Annotated in this window: 9 protein-coding genes; all 9 read left to right on the plus strand. The window is 71.4% G+C overall.

All coding sequences use genetic code 11. The features are described 5' to 3' along the window. Positions 1-422: 422 nt before the first annotated feature. A complete protein-coding gene (locus VS93_RS24800) occupies positions 423-629 on the plus strand; it encodes a hypothetical protein (protein ID WP_046472277.1) in 207 nt (68 codons plus the stop codon). A gap of 311 nt (positions 630-940) precedes the next feature. After that, on the plus strand, positions 941-1,180 hold the full coding sequence (locus tag VS93_RS24805; protein ID WP_046472278.1) for a hypothetical protein: 240 nt from the start codon (positions 941-943) through the stop codon (positions 1,178-1,180). 347 nt (positions 1,181-1,527) lie between these two features. Continuing rightward, positions 1,528-1,695 (plus strand): hypothetical protein, encoded by a 168-nt coding sequence (locus tag VS93_RS24810; protein ID WP_156185008.1) that lies wholly within the window; start codon positions 1,528-1,530, stop codon positions 1,693-1,695. A 79-nt stretch (positions 1,696-1,774) separates the two neighbouring features. Then, complete coding sequence (locus VS93_RS24815; protein WP_046472280.1) at positions 1,775-2,023, plus strand: DUF1757 domain-containing protein; 249 nt, start codon at positions 1,775-1,777, stop codon at positions 2,021-2,023. Positions 2,024-2,554: 531 nt separating this feature from the next. Then, entirely contained in the window at positions 2,555-2,770 is a 216-nt protein-coding gene (locus tag VS93_RS32175; RefSeq protein WP_052745976.1) for a hypothetical protein, read from the plus strand. Positions 2,771-2,966: 196 nt separating this feature from the next. Continuing rightward, the gene (locus VS93_RS24825; protein WP_052745977.1) at positions 2,967-3,668 is read left to right on the plus strand and encodes a DUF2397 family protein; all 702 of its coding nucleotides are present in this window, start codon (positions 2,967-2,969) and stop codon (positions 3,666-3,668) included. A gap of 89 nt (positions 3,669-3,757) precedes the next feature. Beyond that, entirely contained in the window at positions 3,758-4,978 is a 1,221-nt protein-coding gene (locus tag VS93_RS24830) for a TIGR02678 family protein (RefSeq protein WP_052745978.1), read from the plus strand. Between the two features lie 142 nt (positions 4,979-5,120). Then, positions 5,121-9,566, plus strand: coding sequence for a TIGR02680 family protein (locus tag VS93_RS24835; protein ID WP_046472282.1), 4,446 nt, complete (start codon positions 5,121-5,123; stop codon positions 9,564-9,566). Between the two features lie 138 nt (positions 9,567-9,704). Beyond that, the coding region (locus tag VS93_RS24840) for a hypothetical protein (protein WP_201776752.1) at positions 9,705-9,898 on the plus strand (194 nt) is incomplete at its 3' end.

The following is a 9,898-nucleotide window of genomic DNA, read 5'->3' on the forward strand; positions in this document are numbered from 1 at the left end:
CGCAGGCGCAGGAGCAGGCGGCGAACAGCGTCAGCAACGCCGAAAGTGTGAACACCAACGAGAACGCCAACACGAACACGGCTTCCGTTGTCGCCGAGGCCGGTGTGGTCTAGCGGCGGTTTGTCGGGGCTGTTCATGGTTGTGTGAATGGTCTTGTGGTGTGGGGGTCTCGGGTGGCTGCTTCGGTGGTTTCCGGGTGGTGCCCGGGACCTTCCGTCCGCGGTGTCGATCGGGGTGGTTCCCAATGGCCGGTGTGTCGTTTTCCGCGGCGAACCGTGCTGTTGGTTATGCGGTCATTGGGTGCGGTTCCGATCGGCGAGCCGCGATATGGGCGGTCGTGTGAGCGGCCGCTGCGGGGGAAGTGAAGGCCCGCATTTTCAGGTGGTCCAGGGTCTTCGTCTGTTGTTTCTGGGAGGGTTTTCATGTTCCGTAAGCTTGGTGTGGCCGGTTTGGTTGCCGGTGCCGCTGTGGGTATGGCGCTGGCTGCTTCTCCGGCGCAGGCCGGCGTCGTCAACGAGCAGGCGCAGGAGCAGGCGGCGAACAGCGCCAGCAACGCCGAAAGTGTGAACACCAACACGAACACCAACACCAACACCGCCGCCGTCGAGGTCACCACCGGCCTGCTCTAGCGGCGGTTTGTCGGGGCTGTTCATGGTTGTGTGAATGGTCTTGTGGTGTGGGGGTCTCGGGTGGCTGCTTCGGTGGCCGCCGGGTCGGCGGGGTGGTGCCCGGGGCCTTTCGTTCAAGCGGTGTCGTTATCGGTGTTGTTCCCGGTGGCCGTGTGTGCCTTTTTCTGCGGGGATTGGTGCGGTCATTGGGTGCGGTTCCGATCGGCGAGCCGCGGTAGGGGCGGTCGTGTGAGCGGCCGCTGCGGGGGAAGTGAAGGCCCGCATTTTCAGGTGGTCCAGGGTCTTTTTCCGTTGTTTCTGGGAGGGTTTTCATGTTCCGTAAGCTTGGTGTGGCCGGTCTGGTTGCCGGTGCCGCTCTGGGTGTTCTGATATCAGCCGTTCCGGCGCAGGCCGATCACGGTTCCAAGAAGAAGGGCCCGATCATCTGCTTCCAGCAGCAGGCGCAGGAGGCGAACAGTGACAGCAACGCTGTCAGCGAGAACACCAACACGAACGCCAACGAGAACGCCGCCGCCACCGATGCCGGCGCCGAACTCGTCGCCGTCGCGTAACGCCGGTTTGGCGGGGCTGGCCATGTGAGTGGTCCTAGGGGGCTCGGGCGGCTGTTGTGTGGCCGTCGGGTCGGCGGGTTGTCGCCCGAGGCCTCTCGTGCGCGGTGTGTTGTCGGTGCTGTTCCCAACGGCCGATGCATTTTTCGGCGGGAAATTGCGCGGGTCGTTGGGTGCGGTTCCGATCGGCGAGCCGCGGTAGGGGCGGTCGTGTGAGCGGCCGCCGAGGGAGAGTAAAGACCCCTATGTTCAGATGTTCGGGTCTTTTCCCGGTTTTTCTGAAAGGGTTTTTTATGTTTCACAGGCTTGGTGTGGCCGGTCTGGTTGCCGGTGCCGCTCTGGGTGTTCTGATGTCCGCTGCTCCGGCGCAGGCCGCGCAGCAGCAGGATCAGACGACGGAGGGTTCCAGCGACACCGTCAGCCACAACGTCAACACGGATATCAACGTGGAGGAAGGCGAGAACGGCGACACCGAGGAGGGCGACGGGATCGACATGGTTCCGCCGCCTGAGATCTAAGGAGCGACGACTAATGGTGCCTGACCGGTGCCGGGTCGCTCATATCGCGTTCAATTCTGTTTTTCTGGGAGGATTTCTTATGTTCCGTAAGCTTGGTATCGCCGGTCTGGTCGCGGGTGCTGCGATGGGTCTGGCGCTGTCCGCCGCCCCGGCGCACGCCATCGACGACGAGAAGGAGAAGGTGCACGACCACCCGCCCATCTACATCATCAACCAGCAGGAGCAGACACAGGAGGCGAACAGCGAGAGCAACGCTGTTAGCGAGAACACCAACGCCAACGAGAACGCGAACGCCGCCACCCTCGATGTGAGCCTCGGCCTCCTCTAGCCCGGTATGAGGACCCCGTTTCCCTTTCCCGGCGGGGTCCTGGTCCCCGGCCGGTTCCGTCTGCGGCGGGCCGGCCGGGGCACCCCCCGATATCCGCGGCTCCGGTGAGCTTTCCCCGCCCTATCCCCAGGGACGAGGAAGGCACGGGCCGCACCGCCGCGGCCGAGGTGTGTCGCGCGCGGTCCGGGCCGGTAGAGGTACCGGTAAGGGAACATGGACAGCACATGGAGGAGGAATGGGACCCACGAACATGGCCGTGGCAGGGGGGCTGGGGGCCCTTGTGGTCCTTTCCGGCTGCGGAGCGCAGGCCGGGGATGCGGCGGCCGCCAAGGATGAGCTCTCCGCGCAGCACCCCGCCCAACGGGGAACGGCCGAAGAGCGACGGTCCGCGGCCGACGGCACCGGCGTGTTCGTCTACAACACCCACGGCGACGAGCAAGGGCGCGCGGACCAGGAGCCCGAGGCGCTCACCGCGTCGGAGTTCACGACGTTCACCGGGCTGGACTGGCGGACCTGGAGGGCGACTCCGCGGTGGCCGAGGGCGAGGTGGCGGGCACCTGGTGCCTGCCCGAGTGCCAGGACGACCCCTACAGCGTCACCGTCGAACTCGGCGACCCCGAGACCACCGGCGGCACGACCTACTTCAGCGGCTACTCGGTGACCGACCCGGGCGATCTCCCCGGGGAGATGGAGCAGCGCATGGAGGACGCCGACGGCGGCCGGCTGATGCTGCCCGCCGGCGAGTAGCCCGCGGGGCCGCCTCCTGAGCTCGTCGCCCCGTTGTGGTCTTCTCCGAATGGGGCAAAGAAATCGAGATGAATCCGAAACAGCAGGTCAGTCAGCGGTTTCGGGCCGTTCGCAGGGCATGGGGAAGGGCTTCCGGGGGCGCGGCGGTGGCCCAAGGTCTTTAGTCTGCAGAGTTGTGGATGACTCAGCGAATCAGGTGCCGACCCCCGCGGGCGACGCCCCAGTCGCGGGTGAGGTGGGCCGTCCCGTACCCCGGCACGGCCGCTCCGCCCTGCTGCGCCTGGCCTGCTGGTTCGAAGCCGCTGACACCGCGACGGCGCACGAGATCTACACCGCTGCGTTCGCGGCGTACCGGGCGCGGCACCTCGGTGGCCAGGCAGCGGGGACGGTCACCTCCATCGCGAGCTGGTGGAACGCGCCTCTGGCGCACACGGCGGCCGCGAAGCTGACCGGAGCGCTGCCCGCCGCTCCCGCCCAGGACCACGGCGACCAGCGGGCACGGCTGCGCGACGCCGCCGAATCCTCCGCCCACTGGCGCCGCTCAGCGGCACAGGAGGTGCGCCGACTGCTGGCCGACCCCACCGGGGACGACTCCCGGCTGCACCTGTCCAGCCCCGCCCTCGAGGTGCTCATGGAGCTGCTCACGGCCGCGCTCGGCTCGGGCGACGCCACCCGCGGCGCGGTTTCGGCCGGGGACCTCGAACTCGACATCCGGCTGCACGCCCAGCGCGCGCCCGGTGCCTCGGTCACCCTGCGCGGGGCCGGCGGCGAGCTCACCATGGAGGGGCTGCGGCTGCGCGCCACCTCCTACACCACCCACACGGTGGAGGAAGGGGAGAGCGCCGGGGACAGCGGGCGGGCGGCCGGGACCACCGCCTCGCTCGTACACCCGGCATGAGCGCATGAGACCCGGTTCCCCGCCACCATGGGGAGACCACCGATAACGAGACCGGCGACCGTCGAACCGCTTAGGGGGTGATGACACAAATGGCGTCCAGCGATGACGTCGCGCTCACCGGCGAGCGCCAGACCGCCGCACGGCGGCTTCTCGCCGACCCCGTCATCACCGCGCGCACCCACCCCGACGAGTTCGCCGTCATCCGCACCCACTCCGACTGGTTGATCCAGCAGTTCGACCGGGTGCTCGGCTATGAGCTGACGGTCGCGGCCGGGCACGCGCGCCTGGCCAAAGAGGGACTGGTGCACTCCGTCACGCAGCCGCTCACCCGCCACAGCGGGGCCCGTTTCTCCCCGCGCACCTACAGCTACCTCGCCCTCTGCCTCGCTGTCCTGGTCGAAGCCCCGCCGAAACTCCCGCTATCGCGGCTCGCCGCCGATGTGCGCGAGGCGGCGGCCGAAGCCGGGCTGGGCCTGGACCCCACGGACCGGATGAGTGAACGCCGGGCCTTCGCGGCGGCGGTGCGGCACCTCGCCGGTCTGGGGGCCGTGACCGCGCACGGCGGCGTGCCGGCCGCGCACACCGCCGGCGGTGACGAGGACGCGTGGCTGGAGGTCGATCCCGAAGTCACCCGCCGCGTGGTCGCGCACCTCCCGCTCTCCACATCGGATCCAGGGGAGTTCCTGGCGGACATGGAGGGGGAGGACCCCTCCGGGGACGCCGCGGCCGAGGTCGCTCTGCGCCGCCTGCTCGCCGAAACCGCCGTGGTCTACCGCGACGACCTCTCCGAGCGGCAACGCGAGCGGCTGGGGCGCCACCAGTGGCGCGCCGTCGCCGAACTCGGCGCGCTCCTCGGGTGCGACGCCGAGATCCGGGCCGAGGGCATCGCGTTGATCATGCCCGATGACGCCGAGGCCGAACGGGTCGCCGTCTTCCCCAGCTCCGACCCGGTCGGCCAGGCGGCCCTGCTGCTCGTGGAACGGCTGATCGCGCGGATCCCCCCGGAGAGCGTCCCGGCGTGGACCGTCCCGGTTCCGGCGGAGCTGCTGGAGACCGAGATCACAGCGGTGCTCGACCCCGAAGCCGGCCCCCGGCGCCGATGGGCCCGTACCGCGTTCAGCCACGTTCCCGAGCCGGAGGACCTCACCACGCGGGTCCTGGAACTGCTCCAGGACGCCCGGCTCATGCGGCGCTCGCCCCCTGATGCCTCGCGCTACGAGGGCTGGAGTCTGCTGGCGGCCGCGGCCCGCTACGGCGGGCGGCCCTACCATGCGGACGGCAGCGCCGGGGGGAGGGGCGAAGACGCATGACGGCCCGGTTCGCCCGGAGCGCGGGGGCGGGTCTTGTGGACGCGCCCGTGACAGTCCCCCGGATCCGAGACAATGGCAGGACGGCCCGGGCGGGACCCACCCGCCGGAGTGGCAAGACAATGTACGGAGCGGAGGTCGGTCGATGAGCGACGCCGGTGAGCCCGAGACGACGTCGCTCGCTCCCGTCCACGCCCAGCGCTACCGGCTCAACCGGGCCGGGATCTGCAACGTCTGGCAGTACGACGACCACACCTTCCGCTTCGCCGATGGCCGCCTGCTGCTGCGCGGCCGCAACGGGACGGGGAAGTCCAAGGCACTGGAGATGCTGCTGCCGTTCCTGCTCGACGGCGACGCGCGCCGCCTCGACACGACCGGGACGGGCCGCACCAGCCTGCGCTGGCTGCTGCTGGACGGCCGCACCGCCCCCGAACCGGCCGCGGCCGAGGAACCGGGTACGGACGACGGGGAGGAGGCCGACGAGCCGGACACCTCCGTGCTGGGCTACCTGTGGGTGGAGTTCACCCTGCACGGGGAGGGCGACGAGGTGCGGTGGCTCACCCTCGGCGCGGCCATCACCGCCTCCCCCGGCGCCGAGGCCCGCAGTGTCTTCTTCGTCACCGAACAGCGCGTCGGCGTGGACCTGGCGCTCGTCACTGACGGCCGGCCGATGCCCGTCGAGCGGCTGCGGACCGAGGTCGGCGCCTCGAACTGCTACGACTCCGCGGTCGCCTATCGGGCCCGCGTGATGGGGGACCTCTTCGGGATCGACGATCCCGTCCGCTACCGCAACCTTGTCCACCTGCTGTACCGGTTGCGCCGCCCCACCATCGGCGAACGCCTGGAGGCCGGCGAGCTCGTGTCGGTGCTGGCGGAGGCGCTGCCGCCCATGGACGAGACCGTCATCGACGCGGTGGCGCGCAACATCTCCGACCTGGAGGAGGCACGCGAGCGGCTGTCCGCTCTGCGCGCGGCCAAGGGCGAGGTCGAGACGTTCCTCGCCGACTACCGCCGCTACCTGCACGGAGCCCTGTACCGCCAGGCCGGTGCGGTCCGGGAGCAGATCGACGTCTACCAGCGCCGCGACACCGAGGTCGTACGTCTCCGCGGCGAGCTCGACCGTCTCGTCACCGACGAGAGCGCGGCGCAGGAGGAGCGCGACCGGCTCCGGCGCACCCGCGACACCGCGGCATCCGACGCCGGGACCCTCGACGCCGCCGGAGCGGCGCCGCCGGTGGCCACCGAGGAGGAGCAGGAGGCGCGCTACGCTGCCGTCACCGCCTACATCCGGGCCGCCGAGGCCGCCTGGGCCGCCGGAGGGTACGCGCTGACGACCGAGGAGCGGGCCAGGCAGCAGGTGGCCGCCGACATCACGGCGATCGAACGCGCGCTGTCCGAGCTGCAGCGCCTGCACGCCCAAGCGGACGAGAGCGCGCGTGCCGGCGGGGTCGACGCCGGCGAGCTCGGCCAGGTCCCGCAGCCGGTGCCCACCCTCCTGGCGCCGCGCGAGAGCGTCACCCAGGTCGACCTCGAAGGGCTGGAACAGGCCGTCGAGCGCGAGCCCGTGGCCGGCATCGATCTCACGGACCTGCGCGGCAGGCTCGCCGGACTGCACGACCGGCTGGGCGGCGCCGACGGTCGGGCCGCGGGACGGATGAAGGCGGCGTCCGAACTGCGCGCCTCGGCCGCCGAGCTCGTGGACGCCGAACGGCGCGAGGCCGCGCTGACCGGGGAGGAGGAGTCGGCCGACGCCGTACTCGAACGCGCACGTGAGCGCGAACGGGAAGCCATCGGCGATGTTCGGGCCGCCAGCGCCGATTACGCCGCCCAGGTCCGCGACTGGAGCGCCACGCTGCGCGACTCCGCGCCCGACAACGACCTGACCCACGCCCTCGCCCGGCTGGAGGAGCAGGTCGAGTTGCCCCTTGACGAGGCCGTGCGCGTCCTCGACCCCGAGGTTCCGGAGAAGGCCGCCTGGCACGCCCACGAGATCGTGGACCCGCTACTGCAGGAGCTACGGGAGCGGCGCGACACCGCCGTCGGGGAGGAACGGGAGCTCGCCACCGAGCTCGACGAGCTCTCCGACCGGAAGTCCACGACCGCCGAGCACATCGCCGCCCCGCCCCCCTCCTGGGCCACGTTCGACCGGGACGACTCCGCCGGGGTCCCCTTCTACCTGGCCGTGGACTTCGCCGACGGGCTGGCCGCGGCCGAGCGAGCCGGCCTGGAGGCCGCGCTGGAGGCCAGCGGGCTCCTCTCGGGCTGGATCGCCGCCGATGGAGCCGTCCTGGACCCGGCCACCGGCGACCTGCTGCTGACCCCCGGCCGCCAGGCCACCGGGCGCACCCTGCTCGACGTGCTCGCGCCTGTCGACCACTCCGCCTCCGGCGTCACCGACCGGAGCATCGCGGCCCTGCTGGCCTCCGTCGCGATGCTGCCCTCCCCGGGCGAGGAGGAAGCCGGTGCGAAGCACCGGCGCGATGGGACCGCCCTGACGCCGAAGGCGCCGAGCGCGGTGGGCCTCGACGGCCGGTGGCGGCTCGGTGTGGCCGGCGGCGCCCACCACAAGCAGGCCCCCGAGTACATCGGCGAGAAGGCGCGTACCGATACCCGCGACCGGCATCTCGCCAACATCGACCGGCGCATCGCCATCGCGGAGGCGCTGCTCGCCGAGGCGGAGGAGCGCCGCGGCGACATCGAGCGGCGCTACGCCGCCCTCGTCGAGGTCTCCCGGAGGGTGCCGAGCGGGCGCGACCTCATCGGTGCCTGGGCCGCCCTGGACAACGCGCGGTCGTGGCTGGCCGACGCGAAACGGGGGCACGCCGCCGCGCAGGACGAGGCCGCCAAGGCCCGTTCCACCGTTCTCGAGCTGCGCTCACGGCTGCGTGCGAGCGCCGAAGCGGACGCCGGCGCGCTCCCCACCGACGCCGGGCGCCTCACCGGCACCATTACGACACTCGAACGGCTGCGGGTGCAGATCGCGTCGGCCCACCGCGATCTCGAAGCGCTCGCGGTGCTACTCGGCGACTACCAGCGACACGTCGAGGACTGGGAACGCGCACGCTCGGACCGGATCCTGGCCGAGGACGCGCGGACGTCCGCCATCAGCGACATGATCACCGTGCGCAGGCAGATCGAGCTCACCGACCGGGCCCGCACGGCCGCCCCGGATCAAATCGAGAACGCCGTGGGCGAGGTCCGCGGGCGTATGGAAAGCGCCGGGGGGCGGCTCCCCGAGGCGGAGCGCATCGCGCAGCAGGCCCGCGATGAGCGCGTCGCCGCGGAGACCCGGCTCGACGCGGCCGTGTTCGAACGCGCCGAACAGGCCAGGCGTGTCATCGCTGTCGGGGCCGCGCTTCGCGAGATGCTGTCCGACTCCGAGGGCGCGCCGGACACCGCCCTGCTCGCCGCGGCCGGACTCACCGGGCTCGCCGGCCCCGAGGGGCCGATGAGCCTCCCCGAACCCGGTGGTGAGGACGCTGAGAACGCCGACGGCGCGCTCGCCGCCCGCGTGCGGACGCTCGACGCCCTCGTCACCGCGCTGGAAGACAGCCTCGACCCTCCCGGCGCGGAGGCGGGCGTCGACAACAGCGGCATCCTGCGCCGCGGCGAAGAGCTGCACGGGCTGCTCACGGGAACCGCCGCACGCTCGGCCCCCTCTTCCGACGAAGGCGCCTCGTGGCGCAACCCCCTCGGCGCCCGGCCCGAACTCACCGAACCGCACGGGATCAAGCGGGTCACGGTCTACCACGACGACGGTTCGCACGACATCACCGAGTACGCGGAACACCTCGACCACTCCATCGCGCGCGCCGAAGAGGCCGCGCTGCTGTGCGAGGAGGAGGCGTTCGAGCGCCATCTCCTCGGTGAGCTCGCCGGCCACCTCTCGCGCCAGATCGAGGAGGCCCGTGCGCTCATCGCCAGCATGAACGACGTCCTCGCGAACGTGACCACCTCCCAGGGACTCGGCGTGCGGTTGGACTGGCGGCTCGCCCCCGACGCCGACGAGGACATCCACGCGGTCGTCCCCCTGCTGGAGCGCCCTCCGGAACAGCGCACCCGTGTCGAGACCACGCGGCTCCGCGACGCGCTGCGCCGCTGCATCGAGGCGATCCGCCGGCTGGATCCCTCAGCCACCGGAGGCGCCCGGCTGCGCGCGGCCCTGGACTACCGCTCGTGGTTCGCCTTCACGGTCTACGTGACCGACGCCGCGCACCCCGAACGCGAGCGCAGGCTCGGCCACCGGACAGCGCTCAGCCAGGGCGAGCAGAGGGTCGTCGCCTACCTCGTGCTCTTCGCCGCCGCGGCCGCCCAATTCGACTCGCTGGCCGCCCACGCCTGGTACGCCCCGCGGCTCATCCTGCTCGATGACGCGTTCGCCAAGGTCGACGAGCCCACCCACGGCCGGTTGCTCGGCCTGCTCGTCGAACTCGACCTGGATTTCGTCCTCACCTCGGAACGGGTTTGGGGATGCTTCCCGAGCGTGCCGAGCCTGCACATCTATGAGTGCCTGCGCGACCCCGCGGCCCCCGGCATCGCCACGCTGCACTTCACGTGGGACGGCAACCGCCGGCGCCTCGTGGGCGTATAGGGGTACAACGGCCTCACCCGCCGGATGTGCCGTCGGCGTCGGACATCTGCGAAGATCAAACGCGGTCTACTGCTTTCACCCGTCCTGTCCTAGTCTGCTGGAGCAAGGTCGAGAATGGAGCTGGGTGTGGTGACGACGGTGACGACGAGCTCTCAGGCGTTCGCCGGCGAGTCCCCGCCACCGGATGACGGTGGGAACGGGGCGACCGAGGCCGTTCTCGCGAGGCTTCCGGGATCCCCGCTCGATCAGGCCGCGCGGCAGTGGGCCGCCGCGGCGCTGCACGAGGACGGCGACGCCGCTGTGGCCGCCTGCGCGCGCGGCGAGGCCCCGCC

The sequence above is a fragment of the Allosalinactinospora lopnorensis genome (assembly GCF_000981225.1).
GTDB lineage: Bacteria > Actinomycetota > Actinomycetes > Streptosporangiales > Streptosporangiaceae > Allosalinactinospora > Allosalinactinospora lopnorensis.

Bases quoted from the DNA above. Each gene is read 5' to 3' on its own strand.
- VS93_RS24800 (WP_046472277.1), top strand. From the start codon at position 423: ATGTTCCGTAAGCTTGGTGTGGCCGGTTTGGTTGCCGGTGCCGCTGTG.
- VS93_RS24835 (WP_046472282.1), top strand. From the start codon at position 5,121: ATGAGCGACGCCGGTGAGCCCGAGACGACGTCGCTCGCTCCCGTCCAC.
- VS93_RS24830 (WP_052745978.1), top strand. From the start codon at position 3,758: ATGGCGTCCAGCGATGACGTCGCGCTCACCGGCGAGCGCCAGACCGCC.
- VS93_RS24810 (WP_156185008.1), top strand. From the start codon at position 1,528: ATGTCCGCTGCTCCGGCGCAGGCCGCGCAGCAGCAGGATCAGACGACG.
- VS93_RS24805 (WP_046472278.1), top strand. From the start codon at position 941: ATGTTCCGTAAGCTTGGTGTGGCCGGTCTGGTTGCCGGTGCCGCTCTG.
- VS93_RS24815 (WP_046472280.1), top strand. From the start codon at position 1,775: ATGTTCCGTAAGCTTGGTATCGCCGGTCTGGTCGCGGGTGCTGCGATG.